The 17,343-nt window shown below is 70.6% G+C and carries 18 protein-coding genes; 5 read left to right on the top strand and 13 right to left on the bottom strand.

Annotated features, from left to right (window positions below):
- The 3 genes from SOM11_RS13370 to SOM11_RS13360 all read left to right on the top strand — a co-directional run.
- A partial coding sequence (locus tag SOM11_RS13370; protein ID WP_320478333.1) for a 50S ribosomal protein L27 occupies window positions 1-109 on the top strand: 109 nt, incomplete at its 5' end.
- Between the two features lie 131 nt (window positions 110-240).
- The gene (locus tag SOM11_RS13365) at window positions 241-1,416 is read left to right on the top strand and encodes an alcohol dehydrogenase catalytic domain-containing protein (protein WP_320478330.1); all 1,176 of its coding nucleotides are present in this window, start codon (window positions 241-243) and stop codon (window positions 1,414-1,416) included.
- Between the two features lie 226 nt (window positions 1,417-1,642).
- Window positions 1,643-2,626 (top strand): phosphodiesterase, encoded by a 984-nt coding sequence (locus SOM11_RS13360; protein WP_192058024.1) that lies wholly within the window; start codon window positions 1,643-1,645, stop codon window positions 2,624-2,626.
- Between the two features lie 517 nt (window positions 2,627-3,143).
- On the opposite strand, the gene SOM11_RS13355 is transcribed toward SOM11_RS13360, so the two are convergent.
- Window positions 3,144-3,968, bottom strand: a complete 825-nt coding sequence (locus tag SOM11_RS13355) for an oxygenase MpaB family protein (RefSeq protein WP_320478329.1) — start codon at window positions 3,966-3,968, stop codon at window positions 3,144-3,146.
- A gap of 38 nt (window positions 3,969-4,006) precedes the next feature.
- Here SOM11_RS13355 and SOM11_RS13350 point away from each other — a divergent pair, with 38 nt between their 5' ends.
- The gene (locus SOM11_RS13350; protein ID WP_320478328.1) at window positions 4,007-4,483 is read left to right on the top strand and encodes an NUDIX hydrolase; all 477 of its coding nucleotides are present in this window, start codon (window positions 4,007-4,009) and stop codon (window positions 4,481-4,483) included.
- Window positions 4,484-4,588: 105 nt separating this feature from the next.
- Here SOM11_RS13350 and SOM11_RS13345 read toward each other — a convergent pair whose 3' ends face one another.
- From SOM11_RS13345 to SOM11_RS13305, 9 genes are all read right to left on the bottom strand, one after another.
- The gene (locus SOM11_RS13345; RefSeq protein ID WP_192058030.1) at window positions 4,589-6,220 is read right to left on the bottom strand and encodes a stealth conserved region 3 domain-containing protein; all 1,632 of its coding nucleotides are present in this window, start codon (window positions 6,218-6,220) and stop codon (window positions 4,589-4,591) included.
- A gap of 115 nt (window positions 6,221-6,335) precedes the next feature.
- A complete protein-coding gene (locus tag SOM11_RS13340; RefSeq protein ID WP_243215195.1) occupies window positions 6,336-6,701 on the bottom strand; it encodes a DUF6804 family protein in 366 nt (121 codons plus the stop codon).
- 74 nt (window positions 6,702-6,775) lie between these two features.
- On the bottom strand, window positions 6,776-7,360 hold the full coding sequence (locus tag SOM11_RS13335; RefSeq protein WP_192058033.1) for a GDSL-type esterase/lipase family protein: 585 nt from the start codon (window positions 7,358-7,360) through the stop codon (window positions 6,776-6,778).
- Between the two features lie 78 nt (window positions 7,361-7,438).
- Entirely contained in the window at window positions 7,439-9,106 is a 1,668-nt protein-coding gene (locus tag SOM11_RS13330; protein WP_414655467.1) for an SDR family oxidoreductase, read from the bottom strand.
- Between the two features lie 109 nt (window positions 9,107-9,215).
- On the bottom strand, window positions 9,216-10,160 hold the full coding sequence (locus SOM11_RS13325; protein ID WP_320478327.1) for a bifunctional riboflavin kinase/FAD synthetase: 945 nt from the start codon (window positions 10,158-10,160) through the stop codon (window positions 9,216-9,218).
- Window positions 10,160-10,573, bottom strand: coding sequence for a hypothetical protein (locus tag SOM11_RS13320; RefSeq protein ID WP_192058039.1), 414 nt, complete (start codon window positions 10,571-10,573; stop codon window positions 10,160-10,162). Before SOM11_RS13320 ends, SOM11_RS13325 begins: the two co-directional genes overlap by 1 nt.
- Window positions 10,574-10,631: 58 nt before the next feature.
- On the bottom strand, window positions 10,632-11,000 hold the full coding sequence (locus tag SOM11_RS13315) for a hypothetical protein (RefSeq protein ID WP_192058041.1): 369 nt from the start codon (window positions 10,998-11,000) through the stop codon (window positions 10,632-10,634).
- Complete coding sequence (truB, locus tag SOM11_RS13310; RefSeq protein WP_192059191.1) at window positions 10,997-11,899, bottom strand: tRNA pseudouridine(55) synthase TruB; 903 nt, start codon at window positions 11,897-11,899, stop codon at window positions 10,997-10,999. Before truB ends, SOM11_RS13315 begins: the two co-directional genes overlap by 4 nt.
- A 43-nt stretch (window positions 11,900-11,942) precedes the next feature.
- The gene (locus SOM11_RS13305) at window positions 11,943-12,503 is read right to left on the bottom strand and encodes a hypothetical protein (RefSeq protein ID WP_192058043.1); all 561 of its coding nucleotides are present in this window, start codon (window positions 12,501-12,503) and stop codon (window positions 11,943-11,945) included.
- A 71-nt stretch (window positions 12,504-12,574) separates the two neighbouring features.
- Here SOM11_RS13305 and SOM11_RS13300 point away from each other — a divergent pair, with 71 nt between their 5' ends.
- On the top strand, window positions 12,575-13,444 hold the full coding sequence (locus SOM11_RS13300; RefSeq protein WP_320478326.1) for an A/G-specific adenine glycosylase: 870 nt from the start codon (window positions 12,575-12,577) through the stop codon (window positions 13,442-13,444).
- On the opposite strand, the gene rbfA is transcribed toward SOM11_RS13300, so the two are convergent.
- The 3 genes from rbfA to SOM11_RS13285 form a co-directional block, all read right to left on the bottom strand.
- Window positions 13,441-13,959 carry a 30S ribosome-binding factor RbfA gene (gene rbfA, locus SOM11_RS13295; protein ID WP_320478325.1) on the bottom strand — a complete coding sequence of 173 codons (519 nt, stop codon included), beginning with the start codon at window positions 13,957-13,959 and terminating at the stop codon, window positions 13,441-13,443. The genes SOM11_RS13300 and rbfA overlap by 4 nt on opposite strands.
- A 101-nt stretch (window positions 13,960-14,060) precedes the next feature.
- On the bottom strand, window positions 14,061-16,862 hold the full coding sequence (gene infB / locus SOM11_RS13290) for a translation initiation factor IF-2 (protein WP_192058051.1): 2,802 nt from the start codon (window positions 16,860-16,862) through the stop codon (window positions 14,061-14,063).
- 75 nt (window positions 16,863-16,937) lie between these two features.
- Window positions 16,938-17,240 (bottom strand): YlxR family protein, encoded by a 303-nt coding sequence (locus SOM11_RS13285; RefSeq protein ID WP_192058053.1) that lies wholly within the window; start codon window positions 17,238-17,240, stop codon window positions 16,938-16,940.
- Between the last annotated feature and the right edge of the window lie 103 nt (window positions 17,241-17,343).

Here is a 17,343-nt window from a genome sequence, read left to right as displayed (position 1 = left end):
CGGCCGCGGCGGCGACGACACCCTCTTCGCCCTCGCACCCGGCTCCGTCGAGTTCGGCAACAAGGGCGGCCGCAAGGTCGTCAACATCGTCGCCGCCGTCACCGCGTAGGTCTCGGCAGCACGCGCCTCGGGGCGATCGGACTTCGGTCCGGTCGCCCCGTTCCGCATCCCGGCACGATGGAGGACGATCCTGTACCCCTCTGCCAGGTCGCTGTGTGCCGCGGCGCGTAAACGGGGAGGATGAGAGCACTCACCTACCAGTCGGTCACCAAAGTCTCGGTCGAGGACGTCCCCGACCCCCGCATCATCGACCCCACCGACGCCGTCATCAAGGTGACGTCCGCCGCCATCTGCGGCAGCGACCTGCACCTCTACGACGTCTTCGACTCGTACCTCGACAAGGGCGACGTCCTCGGACACGAGACCATGGGTGTCGTCACCCAGGTCGGATCCGCCGTCGGACGCGTCAAGGTCGGCGACCGCGTCGTCGTCCCGTTCGTCATCGCCTGCGGCGACTGCTTCATGTGCGATCGCGGGCTCTTCTCGCAGTGCGAGACGACCCAGGTCACCGAGTACGGCTCGGGCGCGACCCTGTACGGCTTCAGCAAGCTCTACGGCCAGGTGCCCGGCGGGCAGGCCGAGCAGCTGCGAGTCCCCCTCGCGGACGCCAACCTCGTCACGGTCGGGCACGACCTGCCCGACGAGCGGTACCTGTTCCTCAGCGACATCCTCCCCACCGCGTGGCAGGGCGTCGAGTACGCGCAGGTCCCCGAGGGCGGCACGCTCGTCGTGCTCGGACTCGGACCGGTCGGGCAGTTCGCGTCCCGCATCGGCGTGCACCGCGGCTACCGCGTGATCGGCATCGACCCCGTCCCCGAGCGCCGCGCCATGGCCGAGCGCCACGGCGTCGAAGTGCTCGACCTCACGAAGGACATCGCCGACGTCGTGTCGGGGATGACCGACGGCCGCGGGCCCGACTCCGTCCTCGACGCCGTCGGCATGGAGGCCCACGACCACGGCGGAGTGACCGCCGTGCAGAAGTTCGCCGCCGTCCTCCCCGACAAGGTCGGCCAGGCCGTCCTGCAGAAGGCCGGCCTCGACGCCCTCGGCGCCATGCACCTCGCGTTCGAGATCGTCCGCCGCGGCGGCACCGTGTCGCTCAGCGGCGTGTACGGCGGCACCGCCGACCCGACGCCGTTCCTCACGCTGTTCGACAAGCAGATCACCCTCAAGATGGGCCAGTGCAACGTGCAGCGGTGGATGGACACCCTCATGCCCCTCGTCGAGGACCCGGCCGACCCGCTCGGCACGATGGACCTCGTCACGCACCCCGTGCCGCTCGCCGAGGCCCCCGCCATGTACGAGCTGTTCAAGCAGAAGGACGACGGCTGCATCAAGGTGGTCCTGAAGCCCTGACCTGCAGGTCCTGACATCGACGGCACCTCACGACCCGCGCCTCCTCGGGTCGTGAGGTGCCGTCCGTGCGTGGACGGCCGACGGGAATACGACGAGTTAGCCGACAGTTCATCGAAACGCGCACCTGCGTTCATGACATTCGGAGCAATCCAGTGATGGACTTAGTGTCGAATCAACAACGAGGGTCTCGTCCCGAGCCCCCGTCGGCGACATCGAAGAGAGAACCATGGATCTCCGGACGGCCGAACACCCCAGGCCGAACCACTTCATCCTGCACCTCAGCGACACGCATCTCGTCGGCGGTGACGGCGACCTCTACGGGGCCGTCGACAGCGAGGCCCGTCTCCGGCAGATCGTCGCCGAGATCGAGGCCTCGGGAAACAGCCCCGAGGCGATCGTCTTCACGGGCGACCTGGCCGACAAAGGCGAGCCGGACGCCTACCGGAAGCTGCGCGAGCTCGTCCAGCCGATGGCCGACCGCCTCGGCGCCCAGGTCATCTGGGCGATGGGCAACCACGACGAGCGCGGGGCCTTCCGGGAGCAGCTCTTCGGCCAGCTGCCGTCGCAGCGACCGGTCGACCTCGTCTACGACGTCAACGGTCTGCGGATCATCACCCTCGACACGACCGTGCCCGGGCACCACTACGGCGAGCTGTCGGGCGAGCAGCTCGACTGGCTGGCGGAGGAGCTCAGCACCGACGCCCCAGACGGCACCATCATCGCCATGCACCACCCGCCCGTGCCGAGCGTGCAAGACCTCACCGCCCTTGTCGAGCTGCGTGACCAGGCGTCGTTGGCCGAGGTCGTCGAAGGCAGCGACGTGCGGTCGATCATCGCCGGGCACCTGCACTACTCGACCAACACGGTCTTCGCGGGGATCCCCGTCTCCGTGGCCTCGGCGACCTGCTACACGCAGGATCTCAACGCCGCGGGCGGCGGCACCCGCGGACGCGACGGCGCCCAGTCGTTCAACCTGGTGCACGTGTACGAGGGCTCGGTGGTGCACTCGGTCGTACCGATCGGCACCTACGAGACCGTCGGCGAACGCGTCCCGGCCGACGTGGTGGCCGAACGCCTGGCCCTCGCCGGGGTGCGAATCGCCCCGGCGGCACCGCGCCACCGGGCGACCGACACCGCACCCGTGCCGCTGCCGCTCGCCGCGCCTGCTCGGCAGGACTACGCCCTCACCGGGCCCATCGACACCCTGTAGCGGCGGCGCCGGGCGCCTGGGGCGCCTCGTCGCGTCGGTTCGGTTCGTGCCGGTGCCGGCCGGTGCCGGCCGGTGCCGGTCGGTGCTGGTCGAGAACGCGAGCAGCCGCGGTGCATGTCGGCAACTCCTCACCTGTGCGTCGCCGCGAGTCGCCCGCCCCGAGGATGCGCGGGCCGGGTCGCGAACGTCTTCACGCGTGAGGAGTTACCGACAGCGCGCGACCACACACGTGCTGAATCCGAACACGAGATCTGCGCAGGCGGCGGGACGCGCCCCGCGTCGGCAACTCCTCATCCTCGCGTGTGTCGCCCGACCGCGCCCTTGAACGGGGGTGGTCATCAGCCGAACGGTGCAGAAGCCAGGAGTTACCGACGGTGGGCGCGGCGTCGGGCGGTACGGGAGTGCGGCCCAAGGCGCGGCCCGACGCCCGGCCCGACGCGCGGCCCCGGGTGTCTCCGGCCTCAGATCTCCGGCCTCAGATCTCGGGCCTCAGACATAGAGACTCAGATCTCGGAACTCAGCCCCGGGGCGGCGCGGACGCCATGGCGGCGCGCATCCGCCGCAGATACCCGTCGCGGAGCACATGGCGCAGTCGCGGCGGCAGATGCGGCACGACGACCGCCGCGACGCCCATGACCCGCGCGTACCGACGGGCGGACCGGGCGCTCCACGGCAGGTCGAACCGGAGCCGGACGGACTCGGGCAGCGACCCCAGCGTGACGCACCGCGCCACCGGCATGAGCACGCGGAGCCACCAGGGCACGTTGACGGGGTGCAGCAGCTGACGGGCCACGCCGCGAGTGACGTCGTCGACGACGAGCGCGTCGACCGCCCCAGCCCAGTACCGGGCGAAGGCCTCGCGGTCGGCGGGCCAGAGCTCGCGGGGCATCTGCAAGGCCGTCCCCACGACGGCGTACTCCTGGTAGACCGAGTCGGCGACCTCGGGAGTCAGGGGGCCGTGCACCTGCTCGAAGATCGTCATGGCCGAGTCGTAGAGGGTCGCCGCCACCCAGAGCTGCGATGCCGGGTCGAAGGCGTCGTAGCGGACCCCCTGGCTGCCGTCGGCGTGGACGGGTCGATGCGCCCGTCCGACCTCACGGCGCACATGCGCGCGCTCCGCGGGCGAGCCGAAGACGACGGCGTACAGGTAGGTCATCGTGCCGTGCAGCCTCGACAGGGGCCGGTCGACGAAGTCGCTGTGATCGGCCACGCCATGCCCGACGGCAGGGTCGGCCAGCTGCAGCAGGATCGCCCGCCCGCCCCCGGCGAGCAGCACGGACTCCCCCGCCATGTCGCCGATGGTCCGCACATCGCTTCCGCGCAGTGTCCAGGGCAGCCTCATGCGGTCAGCCTAGAGGCCGCCCTCGGTAGGGTTCTCCCATGTCGACGCCCGATTTCGTCCTGTCCCTCCGAGAGAAGATCGGCACCGAACGGCTGTGGCTCTCGGGGGTGACGGCGGTCGTCGTCCGCGGCGACGACATCCTGCTCGTCCGTCGTGCCGACACGGGCGCCTGGACGCCGGTCACGGGCATCATCGATCCGGGTGAGCACCCCGCCGACGCGGCCGTCCGAGAGACCCTCGAGGAGGCCGGCGTCGTGGCCGTGCCCGAGCGTCTGGCCGCCGTCGGCGTGACCGACGAGATCGTCTACGGCAACGGCGACCGAGCCCAGTACATCGACCACACGTTCGTCATGAGCCACCAAGCGGGCGAACCCTACCCGGCCGACGGCGAGAACACCGAGGCGCGCTGGTTCTCGACGACGGCGCTTCCCCCGATGAGCACCGAGATGACCCGGCGCATCGAGGCCGCGCTGTCCGACGAGGTCGCCGCGCGCTTCGGCACGACGCCCTCCTGACCCGAGCCACCCGAGACGCGCAGGGCGCTCGAGCGACCCGCGACCCCCGTGGGAGCCGAGGAGGCGCGGCAGACCCCCGCAGACCCAGCAGACCCGCCGGGACGTTCAGCCCTCGAGGCTGCCCTGCACTCCGCCTGCGCGCAGCGAACGACGATCCTGTTCGGCGCTCTCGCGAGCGACGCGATCCATCTCGGCCTGCTCCCATGGGGCGGCGAACGGGTAGTAGCGCTCGAGGAAGTCCGTCACCGTCGCGGTGCGCTCTTCGTCGCTGACCTCGGGGAAACTGCCGTCGTTGAGGCAGAAGAAGTCGTCGGACCGCTTCTTGAGGAGGTCGGACAACGAGGCGAGGCCCGAGACCATCGTCGTGTCGATGTAGCTGACGCGCGCGTTCTCCTGGACGATCGCCCGCCCGGTCATCAGCGAGTAGTAGTGGTACAGCGAGTTGGTGACGGAGATGTTCTCCTTCGCCCGGAAGGGACTCGCGGCCGTCGCGGCGAACTCGGCCGCGAACTCGTGCTCGAGCTCGTACATCACGCTGCGTCGGAGGGGCGCGGCCGTGTGCTCGAGGTGCCGGGTGGTGACGCGTCCGAAACGCTGCTGGAGCAGACGACGATTGACCCGGGCGGCGTTCTCGAAGCCGCTGCGCTCGGGGTTGTTCAGCCCGAGGCCGATGCGGGTGTCGGCCTCGATGAACTTCGTCACCGACCCCGGTGAGAAGAACATCGACGGCGCGACCGGGCGACCGAAGAACATGTCGTCGTTCGAGTACAGGAAGTGCTCGCTGAGACCCTCGATGTGGTGCAGCTGCGATTCGACGGCCTGAGAGTTGTGGGTCGGCAGATACGACAGGTCGGAGAAGAACTCCTCGCTGCGCACGACGCGCACCCGCGGGTGGTCGCCGAGCCACTCGGGGACGGGCGAATCGGTGGCGATGTAGATGGTGCGAACCCAGGGGGCGAACATGTAGACCGAACGGAGCGCGTACTTCAGCTCGTCGATCTGGCGGAACCGAGCCGGGGCGTCGTCTCCCTCGCCCACGACGTGCCGCTTGGCCTGAGCTGCACGGGCCCGCTGGTACTCGACGGAGTTCCCGTCGACCCAGGAGAAGATCAGGTCGATCTCGAACGTGATGTCCGTCGCGTGGTCGTCGAACATGTGCGCCAGGGTGGGCCACTCGAGCCCGAAGCGCTCGACGGTGCCTTCGACGGCCTCGTCGCGCGGGAGGGCGGTGCGCATCAGGGCGTTCTCGGTCGGGGCCAGGATCTCGTCGTCCGTGACGATCCAGAACTCGACCTGCACGGCCGTGCCCGCACCGTAGCGCAGACGGCCGATGGGCTCGACCCTCGGCCGGTAGATCTTGAAGATGCGTTCGGCCTCGACGTCGAGACCGCCCTCGACGACCAGCACCGCCCGCGATTTGCCGGCCTTCGCGTAGAACGGCTCGCTCGCGGACGCCTCGACCATCGCCGTGACGAAGGCCTCACGGTGCACGATGTCGATCGCGATCACCGGACGGATGTCGTTGCCCCGCACGAGGAGGTAGGGCACGTCTGCCTCGTCGAGGACCCGACGGAGGTACAGCAGGTCTTCGATCATCGACTGCTGCGGCGTCAGATGGCCGTTCAGCAGTGTGAACTGCCCCTTGCGGAGCACGATGTCGTCGCGATCGAGACCACCGGATCGGGGACGAGGGGTCAGGAGCGGACTCTCCGTCGTACCGGTGATCTCGGTGACCATTCAGACTCAACCTTCCGTGCGGGCCTCGGGTAGGCCGCTGCACCCTGGGGGAACATTTGATTTTAGCGGTAGCTCGCGCACTCCGCTCGGCGGACCGCCGCGGGCGGGCCTGCCGTCAGCGACGAGTGGCGGCCCGGCCGGTCGTGCCGGCCTCGTCCGTCGGCACCTTGACGACGACGCCGACCGCGATGAACACCCCCGCGGCGACGAACTGCAGCGCCGCCCAGGGCTGACCGGTGATCGGGATCACGACGACCGGGTTCCAGATGACGGCGACGGCCGCGAGGAGGGGCGTCGCCCACCAGGTACGGCCGCGGACGGCGAAGACCAGCATGATCAACGCCAGGATCGACACGACGTAGCGGAAGCCGATGAACAGCCCCGAGTCGAGCAGCACGACCCCGACGACGAGCGCCAACGCCCCCAGCAGGCCGGGGGCCAAGGCGGGGCGGGTGAATGCGGGTGCGGTGGGCGTGGGCACGGAAGACCTCTCGATGGACCGCAGACGGCCTGCGGGCGTACCGACCGAGCCTATCGGGCGCCCCGTGCCGGAACTCAGTCGATGTCGTACGGGATGTTCAGCACGCTGAGCGGCCGACTCATCGGCGGTTCGTCGCGCAGACGCTCGAGACCCGGTCGCAGCTCGTCGAGCCAGGCCTCGTACCCCTCAGGGGTCAGCCGCCCGTTCTCGGTCGTGAATTCGGGCCTGATCGCCTCGCCCGCGTCGTCGGCGAGAGCCGGCCAGAGATCGAGGTACTGCGCCCTCACCGTGGACGAGAACTGACGGAGGTGCCGGTTGGCGTCGCGGATGCGCGGCGCGAGCTCGGCCCCGCGAGGCAGGATCGACTGCAGCAGCAGTCGACTGCCCGGCAGCTCCCGCCGGAGGGTCACGAGCAGACTCTCGACCCCGCGCACGACCTGCTCGACGGACCGCCGGGCGGTGAAGTCGTTCGTGCCGATGAGGAGGACCACCGAGTCGGGTTGCGCCGCCACGATCTGATCGACCCTCTCGGCCAGTGTGGCCGTGGTGTCGCCGTCGACACCGAGGTTCACGACGTCGTCTCCGGGGAACCAGGTGCCCCAGTCTCCGGCCCGGGTGACGTCGTCTCCGACGAACACCACTTTCTCATCGTTCGACATGTCCGACCTCTCTGTACAAAGCACTGTCGGCCCATGGTGTCAGCAACCGCTGGGAAGCGACAAGGAGGCGCGGCGCACTCACGCGACGCCGGTCGCGTCGGCCGGCCCCGCAGCCGATGCCGGGACGGACGACGCAGCGGTCGCCGAGGTCGTCGCCCCGGCAGGAGCCACGGACCGCTCGGCGGCGTCCCTCTCGGCTGTGGCGGTGATGCGCTTGAGCATGCCCGAGAAGATCACCCCGTGGAACGGCAGGATGGCGAACCAGTACAGGCGCCCGCCCAGCCCCTGCGGGAAGAACACCGCACGCTGGCGGTAATGCGAACCGCCCCCGTCGACGGGGGTGACGGTCATGTCGAGCCACGCGCCTCCCGGGACCTTCATCTCGGCGCGCAGTCGCAGCAGCGTGCCGTGCTCGAGCTTCTCGACCCGCCACCAGTCGAGCGCGTCGCCGACGCGGAGGGTCGTCTGGCTGCGACGGCCTCGCCGGAGGCCCACCCCGCCCACGAGGCGGTCCATCCAACCCCGTGCGGCCCACGCGAGCGGGAACGAGTACCAGCCGTTCTCGCCGCCGATGCTCTCGACGACGCGCCAGAGCTCGGCCGGCGGCGCGGACGTCTCGGTCTCGCGATCGTCGGTGTAGACCGTGTGGCCCGACCAGTCGGGGTCGCTCGGCAGCAGATCGCTCGGGGCCCCCGAGACGCTGCTGTCCTGCCAGCTCGTCTCGACGTCGCCGTCCTTCTCGCGCTGCAGGGCCAGACGGACGGCCACCCGGTAACGCAGCAGACCGGCCGACGGCGGCGCGATGTAGCGGTCGATGTCGCGCTCGTGGACGACGCAGTCGTACTGCAGGGATGCGATGATCGGCACGGCCAGCGCACGCGGCACCGGGGTGACGAGGTTGACCCACTGCGAGGCGAGCCACGGTGTGAACACGGGCAGAGACGCGATGGGGCGCTGCTTCAGCCCCGCTTCGAGCGCGTAGCCGTTCATCATCTGGCCGTAGCGCAGGACGTCCGGCCCGCCGATGTCGAAGGTCCGGTTGACGTCGGACGGAACGTCGGCCGCACCGAGCAGATAGTGCAGCACGTCGCGGACCGCGATCGGCTGGATGCGGTTGCGGACCCACTTGGGCGCGGGCATGTACGGGAGCACGTCGGTGAGGTGGCGGATCATCTCGAACGAGGCCGAGCCCGACCCGATCACGACGCCGGCCTGGAGCGCGACGGTCGGCACGCCGCTCGCGAGCAGGATGTCGCCGACGTCCTTCCGCGACTGGAGATGCTTCGACAGCTCGCCGTCGGGGTGCAGACCGCCGAGGTAGACGATGCGCCCCACCCCGGCTGCCGCCGCCGCGTCGGCGACCGTGTGAGCGGCCTGCGACTCGGCCTGCCCGAAGTCGCCCTTGCCGCCCATGGCGTGCGCGAGGTAGTAGACGACGTCGACGCCCGCCATCGCGGGTGCGACCGAGGCGGGGTCGGTGAGGTCGCCCTGGAGGATCTCGACATGTCGGGCCCAGGGGACGTCGACCAGCTTCTCGGGAGAGCGGACGAGGACGCGGACGTCCGCCCCGGCCTCGACGAGTCGCGGCGCGAGGCGACCGCCGATGTAGCCCGTCGCCCCGGTGACCAGCACGCGTCGTCGCGCCACGGCGCCGTCCACGTCGGTCGGGTCGTCGGACGGGGGGACGTCGGGGGCTCGATTCTCTGGCACGGCCCCACCGTACGCCGCACCCCCGACAGCGAGCATCGACCGGCTTCGGACGATCGGGCCGACGCGGCCGGCTGAGCTGACGCGGGCGTCGCGGCCGACGGAGCCGATCCGACGCCGGCGTGGCGCGCAGACGCGCCACCGCCGATCAGGCCGGGGCGGGGACCCCGAGGATCTCGCGCGTCCGTCTCACGTCGGCGGCGATGTGCTCGATGAGGGCGTCGAGTCCGTCGAACCGGACGTTGCCGCGCACCCAGTCGACGAAGTGGACCGTCGCCTCTCGACCGTAGAGGTCGAGGGTCACGTCGAGCAGGTGCGCCTCGACCTGCTTGGCGGGGACGCCGTCGAAGGTGGGGTTGTTGCCGACCGACACGGCCGCGGGGTAGGTGACCCCGTCGATCACGACCCGGGCGGCGTAGACCCCGTCGGCGGGGACGAACCCCTCGCTGAACGGTGCGAGATTCGCCGTCGGGAACCCCAGCTCGCGGCCGCGCTGCTCGCCGTGCACGACGACGCCGCGGACTGCCGGCTCGCGCCCGAGCAGATGACCGGCCTCGCGCACGCGCCCCGAGTCGAGCAGCTCGCGGATCCAGGTCGAGGAGGCGCGGCGCCCGCCCGCAGGACGCACGTCGTCGATCGACACGACCCTGAAGCCCCGCGACCCGGCCAGCTCACGGAGCGTCGCGACGGAGCCGCTCCCCCGGACGCCGAACCGGAAGTCGTCGCCGACGAAGACCACCCGGGCGTGCAGGGCGCCCACGAGGATCCGGTCGACGAACTCGGTCGGCGTGAGCGCCCTGAGCTCGTCGTCGAACGGCAGCATCAGGGTCGCCGCCACCCCGGCCGCGTCGAGCAGCTCGCGTTTCTGACGGTTGCTGACCAGAGCCGTCGGGACCCGGTCGGGCTGGAGGACGGCGAGGGGGTGGCGGTCGAAGGTCACGACGGTGGCCGTCAGCCCCTCGGCGGCCGCGACCTCCTCGAGCAGGTCGATGACCGCTCGATGACCCACGTGCACGCCGTCGAACTTGCCGATGGTCACCGCGCTCGGTCCGAACCCCTCGGGGACGTCGGCCGCCGATCCGTAGAACTCCATCAGCGGGAGCCGCCGCGGGGTCTCGTGCGAGCCAGCCAGATCATGCCCAGCACGGGGAGGACGAGCGGGATGAAGCCGTACCCGCGACCGAAGAACGACCAGACGGTGTCGTCGGGGAAGAGCTCGGGGTCGAGGGTGGTCAGCAGGCCGACGATCAGCACGCCGGCGAGCTCGAAGGCGATCGTGGCCCACGCGACCGCGTACGAGGTCCGGCCGCGGGTGATCAGCGACACGGTGGCGACGATGTAGACGACGGCCGCGAGGGCGCTCAGCGTGTAGGCGAGCGGGGCCTCGGAGAACTGCTCGAGGATCTGGAAGACCGAACGCCCGGTCGCTGCTAGGGCGAGCACGGCGTAGACGACGATCAGCACACGGCCGACACCGACCGCGCGCGTTGACTTCTGAGTGTCCATCACGACCAAGGATATGACTCGGGGTCGCCGTTCGACGACCGGGGAGGGTGGAGGGAGATCATGCCGTCTGCACCGTCCAGATCTGGAGCATCCGGTAGACCATGACCGCGACGGCGAAGACCGCGGCGGCCAGGACGACGTTGCTCCAGCGGGAACGGTCGACCAGCGCCCACACGACGGCCAACGGCGGCAGCAGGATGGCGGAGATCAGATAGATGTAGAACTCGACCACGTTGCCGGTCGGATCGTTGCCGGCGAAGGGAGCGACGATCGCCACCACCAGCTGCACGAGGAGCAGCACCAGGACGAGCGCGGTCGCCCCGACGGTGATGTCGTTCGGCAGACGCCCCGAGAAGCCCGCGACGAGGCAGACGATGCCCGCCACGCAGGCCACGACGACCTGCACCCAGGTGAACCACTCGATCACAGGACGACCTCGTCGCTCGGGAAGTTGACGATGGGTCTCGCACGCCCGCCGCTCACCGAGACGAGCCCGGCGAGAGCGCCGTGAGGCGTGAGGGCCGCGATCGGCCCGTCGGCGTCGTCGAGTGCGAGGGCCACGCGCTTGCCGTGGCCCAGGTCGGTCGCCTCGTCGGCGGTCATGCGCCACACCGGGAACAGCGTCTCGGCGACGTCCGCCGGCGCGAGCAGGGCGGGTGCGACGTCGATGCCCTCGAGGACGGAGGCGCGGGTCACGTCGAACGGCCCCACGCGAGTCCGGCGCAACGCCGTCAGATGCCCGCCGACGCCGAGTGCCGCGCCGAGATCTCGGGCCAGCGCCCGGACGTACGTCCCCGACGAGCACGACACCCGCACGTCGAGGTCGCGGACGATCAGACCGTCGACCACGGTCTCTCGCCGGTCGAGGACGGTGAACTCGGAGATCGTCACGTCGCGAGCCTTCAGCTCGACCTCGACGCCCTCGCGGGCGAGGTCGTAGGCGCGGCGACCGTCGACCTTGATGGCGCTGACCGTGGTCGGCACCTGGCTGATCGGACCCGTGAGGGCTGCGACGCCCTCGTCGATCGCGGCATCGGTGACCGACGCGGCGGAGGCACGGCCGATCACGTCGCCCTCGCTGTCGTCGGTGGTGGTCGAGACGCCGAGGCGGATGGTCGCGTCGTAGCCCTTGTCGAGACCGACGAGGAACGTCAGGAGCCGGGTCGACGAATTGAGACCGACGACGAGCAGACCGGTGGCCAGGGGGTCGAGTGTGCCGGCGTGGCCCACCTTGCGGGTTCCCGCTGCGCGTCGTACCCGGGCGACGACGTCGTGGCTGGTGATGCCCTGCGGCTTGTCGACGAGGAGGATGCCGCTGTTCACCAGACGACGTTATCGCAGGTCGAGGCGGCCCCGTGCCGCACCGCGCTCAGCATGCGTCGTCGAATCGTCGACGCGGATGCTCCGGATCGTCGTTGCCGACGACGGCGGAGGCCGTGGCACGACCCGCCGTGCGGGCGTCGCCCACCGACACCCACACCCGGTAGTGCCAGATGCCCGACAACCCGGGGCGGCTCATGTCGGTGCCGTCGACCACCAGGACGGCGTCGGCCGGACCCGTCACCCAGGTGGGCTCGAGCGCGCGATCCGCCTCGGCGTCGAAGGCCGCCTCGACCCAGCCCGTGCTGCCACCGAGGAGGAACGGCTCGACGAGCACTCGACGCAGGACGCTCTCGTCGAGCTCGGGTTCGGCGTCGCGCGGCGCCGATGCCGGTCGTCGGGAGAAGGCCCGGAGGGAGGCGCGGAAGGCCGTCTGACCGGACTCGCGGATCGCCTCGGCGAGGTCGTCGGCGAAGGGGCCCACCCCCGGGGCACCGGCGGTGTCGCCGTCGACGGCGACGACGACCCGGCCGCGGCCGTAGTTGTGCACGATCTCGGCCGCGAGCTCGCGGAGGGTGTCTTTCTTGGCCGGAGCCCATCTGGTCGTCATGCGTCCACGCTACGCCGCACCTCCGACAACGAGCGGGGACCGCCGTGCGCCGACGCACGTAGGCTCGTCCGGTGAGCATCTCCCCCGCCGTCGCCGCGTGGTTCCGAGTCGAAGGTCGCGATCTTCCGTGGCGCCGCCCCGGGTTCACCGCCTGGGGCACTCTCGTCAGCGAGATCATGCTGCAGCAGACGCCCGTGGCCCGGGTCGTGCCTCGCCTCGAGCTGTGGCTCGAGCGCTGGCCGACGCCTCGCGATCTCGCCGCGTCGCCCGCGTCGGAGGCGGTCCGCGCGTGGGATCGACTCGGCTACCCCCGCCGGGCGCTGGCCCTCCACGCCGCGGCCGTCGCCATCGTGGAGCGCCACGACGGCGTCGTCCCCGAAGACGTCCCCTCCCTGCTCGCGCTGCCGGGAGTCGGCGACTACACGGCGCGTGCCGTCGCCGTGTTCGCCTTCGGACACCGCCATCCGGTGGTCGACACGAACGTCAGGAGGGTCCTCGCCCGTGCCGTCGAGGGACTCGCCGAACCGTGGGCCCCGAAGGCCGGTCGCGACCTCCCCCTCATGGAGGCGCAGCTGCCCGAGGACACCGAGGAGGCGCGGGTCGTCAGCGCAGGAGTCATGGAGCTGGGTGCGCTGGTCTGCACGGCGCGCTCGCCCCGGTGCGACGTGTGCCCCCTGGTCGACCGGTGCGCGTGGGTGCTGGCCGGACGTCCGGAGCATGTCGGCCCGCGCCTCCGGGGCCAGGCGAGGTTCGAGGGCTCGGACCGTCAGGTCCGGGGCCTCATCATGGCCGAGCTGCGCGCCAGCGACGTACCCGTGTCGCAGACGGAGCTCGACGCCGTCTGGGCGGACGCGGCGCAACGCGAACGCGCCCTCGCCGGGTTGATCCGTGACGGACTCGCCACGGGGTCGTCCGACGAGGGCTACGTCCTCGCCGACTAGCGGTTCGGGGCGTCGGACTCGTCGGGGTCGCCCGAGGTCGGCGTGACGGCCGCCTCCTCGTGGTCCGCGTCGAGGTCGTCCTCGTCGTCGTCGAGATCGCGGGGCTTCACGTACGGGTCGGCGTCACCGGCGAACTCCGCGGACGAGGCCATCGTCTGGCTCTCGTGATCACGCTGTCGCGCCTCCTGCAGGAGACGGTCGATCGAGGCCGCGTTCTCGGGCAGGGCGTCGAGGATGAACTCGAGGCTCGGTGTCAGCCGCGCCGTGATGTTCTTGCCGACCTCGCTGCGGAGCATGCCGGTCGCCGACTTGAGTGCGGCACCGGTGTCGCGACGTTCTTCGTCGGTGCCGTAGACCGTGTAGAAGATCGAGGCGTGCTGCAGGTCGCCGGTCACCTTGACGTCGGTGATCGTGACGAATCCGAGGCGGGGGTCTCTGATGCCGCGTTCGAGACGTCGGGCGACGATCTCCTGGATGCGGTCGGCCATCTTGCGGGCGCGTTGCGCGTCGACCATTGTGAGCTCCTTCGTGCTGTTCGCCGTCGTGGCGAGAGGGGTGAGGCCCCGCCCCGACCGTAGTCGGAGCGGGGCCTCGTGTGCTGCGATGACGCCGGGGGTCAGACCCGCGGCTTCTCGACCATCTCGATGGTCTCGATCTCGTCGCCGATCTGGATGTCGTTGAACTTGCCGAGACCGATACCGGCCTCGAAGTCCGTACGGACCTCGGTGACGTCGTCCTTGAAGCGACGGAGCGAGTCGATCGCCAGGTTGTCGCCGACGACGACGCCCTCGCGGATGACCCGGGCCCGGGCGTTCCTGGTGATCGTTCCGGAGCGGACGATGACACCGGCGATGTTGCCGACCTTCGACGAGCGGAAGATCTCGCGGATCTCGGCGACACCGGACTGCTTCTCTTCGAACTCGGGCTTGAGCATGCCCTTGAGCGAGTTCTCGATGTCTTCGAGCGCCGCGTAGATGACCGAGTAGAAGCGGACGTCGACACCCTCGCGAGCAGCGCGCTCGCGAGCCTTCGTGTCGGGTCGCACGTTGAACCCGATGATGACCGCGTTGTCGACGGTCGCCAGGTTGACGTCGCTCTCGGTGACCGCACCCACACCGCGGTGGATGATGCGCAGCTGCACGCTGTCGTCCACCTCGATCTTGAGCAACGACTCCTCGAGCGCCTCGACGGCACCCGACACGTCGCCCTTGATGATGATGTTGAGCGCTTCGACCTTGCCCTCTTCGAGTGCGCGGGTGAAGTCCTCCAGCGAGATGCGCTTGCGGGCCTTGGCCAGCGAGGCGTTGCGCTCGACGGCTTCGCGCTTCTCGGCGATCTGGCGGGCCGTGCGGTCCTCCTCGGTGACGAGGAAGGTGTCACCGGCTCGCGGGACGCTCGACAGACCCTGCACCAGCACGGGGCGGCTGGGGTAGGCCTCGAGGACGGCCTCGCCGTTCTCGTCCATCATCGCTCGGACGCGGCCGTAGGCCGTGCCGGCGACGATGGCGTCTCCGACGCGCAGCGTGCCCGACTGGATGAGCACCGTCGCGACGGCACCGCGTCCCTTGTCGAGACGGGCCTCGATCGCGACACCACGGGCGTCCTTGTCGGGGTTCGCCCGCAGGTCGAGACCGGCGTCCGCCGTGAGGAGGACGGCCTCGAGCAGCGCGTCGATGTTCTTGTTGTCGCGCGCCGACACGTCGACGAACATGACGTCTCCGCCGTACTCCTCGGCGACGAGGCCGTATTCGGTGAGCTGCTGACGCACCTTGGCCGGGTTCGCACCCTCTTTGTCGATCTTGTTGACCGCGACCACGATCGGCACGTTGGCTGCCTGGGCATGGTTCAGCGCCTCGACCGTCTGCGGCATGATGCCGTCGTCGGCCGCGACCACGAGGATCGCGATGTCGGTGACCTGCGCACCACGGGCACGCATGGCGGTGAACGCCTCGTGACCGGGTGTGTCGATGAAGGTGATGGCGCGCTCTACGCCCTCGTGCGGTGCCCAGACCTGGTACGCGCCGATGTGCTGGGTGATGCCACCGGCTTCGCCGGCGACCACGTTCGCGTTGCGGATCGCGTCGAGGAGTCGCGTCTTACCGTGGTCGACGTGACCCATGACCGTGACGACGGGAGGACGGATCTGCAGGACGGACTCGTCCTCGTCCTCGAGCTCCTGCTCGAGGTCGATGTCGAAGCCCTCGAGGAGCTCCTTGTCTTCGTCTTCGGGCGAGACGACCTGGATGTTGTAGCCGAGCTCTTCGCCGAGGACCTGGAAGGTCGCCTCGTCGAGGGACTCGGTCGCCGTCGCCATCTCACCGAGGTGGAAGAGGACGGTCACCAGGTTGCCGGGGCTCGCGTCGATCTTGTCGGCGAAGTCGCTGATCGAGGCGCCGCGACGGAGACGGACGATCGTGCTGCCGTCGCCACGGGGGACGCTGACGCCACCCAGCGACGGAGCCGAGCGCATCTCGAACTCGGCCCTCTTCGTCCGCTTCGACTTGCGGGCCTTGCTCTTGCCGCCACCGCGACCGAAGGCACCGGCCGTGCCGCCACCGGGACCACGACCGCGACCGCCGCCGCCACCGGCGGGACGGGGCGGGCCGAAGCCGGGGCGGAATCCGCCTGCAGCGCCGGGAGCGCCGCCACCGGGACGCTGGAACCCGCCACCGGCACCGCCGGGACGGGCACCCGCACCGGCGGGACGCTGGCCGAAGCCGTTGGGACGGGGGCTGGCACCGACGCCGGGGCGGGGTGCACCGGGACGAGGGGCGCCGGGACGCGGAGCCATCGGGCGCGGGCCCGCTGCGCCACCGGGACGCGGCATGCTGCTGGCCGCACCGGAGCCTGCGGGACGGGGGGCGCTCGGCCGACCCATGCCCTGGTTGCTCGCGAACGGGTTGTTGCCGGGACGGGGTGCGCCCGGGCGCGGTCCGCCGGGCTTGGGGCCGGCGGCACCGGGCGTGGCGGTGTCGGCGGCGGGTGCGGCCGTGTCGTCTTTCGCCGCAGCGGCTGCGGCGCGCTGCGCCTCGGCCTGAGCCTGGCGCTCGGCGACGGTCAGCGGGGCCACGGGCGCCGGAGCAGCCTCGACGTCGGGCTCGGCGACCGGGGCGGCAGCCGGTTCGGGCTCGGCCACCGGGGGCTTGGGGGCAGCGGGGCGGGGACCGCCGGGCTTGGGTGCCGACGAGGCCGGAGCCTTGGGGGCCGCCGGTGCAGCGGGTGCGGCCGAGGATGCAGCCGGCGTGGCGGCGGGCTTGGCGGCGCCGGCGAACGCCTGACGCAGCTTGCGAGCCACGGGGGGCTCGACGCTGGAGGACGGCCCCTTGACGAACTCGCCCATCTCCTTGAGCTTCTCTAGTGCGGTCTTGCTGTCGATCCCCAGCTCGCTGGCGATCTCGTGTACGCGTGGTTTAGCCACAGTTCTCCTGTCTCGGGCTCCTCCCGAGACGGGAAGAGCCTTCAGTTCTGGACGGGTCTCATTTCGAGCCGCTCATTAGTTGTCCATGTGCCGTTCAGCCTGTTCTGTCGTGGCTACTGGTCGTGCAGCGGTGATCCGCGTGAAATAGGCGCGGAGCTCGTCGATGTCGGGTTCGGAGTCGAGGCGGAGTGCACGGCGGAAGGCCCTGCGCTTCGCTGCCGACTCGAACGCGTCGATCGACGGCGTCAACCACGCACCCCGCCCGGGGAGCGACGCGGTCGGGTCGACCACGAGGCGTCCGTTTCGGGCGACGACCCTCACGAGTGAGGATCGCGGAGCGCGCGCTCGAGTACCGATGCACGTTCTGACGGGATCCACCTTACCCCCTCGGGTCGTCGGATACGAGACGCACGGTCTCGGCGATTCAGTCGTCGGCGAGGATGCTGTCGGGCTGGACGGCTCATCCGTGTGACCGGATCGC

Origin of the sequence: Frigoribacterium sp. CFBP9029 (assembly GCF_034045305.1) — a bacterium.
Lineage (GTDB): Bacteria > Actinomycetota > Actinomycetes > Actinomycetales > Microbacteriaceae > Frigoribacterium.
This window is presented reverse-complemented; position numbering and strand designations above follow the sequence as displayed.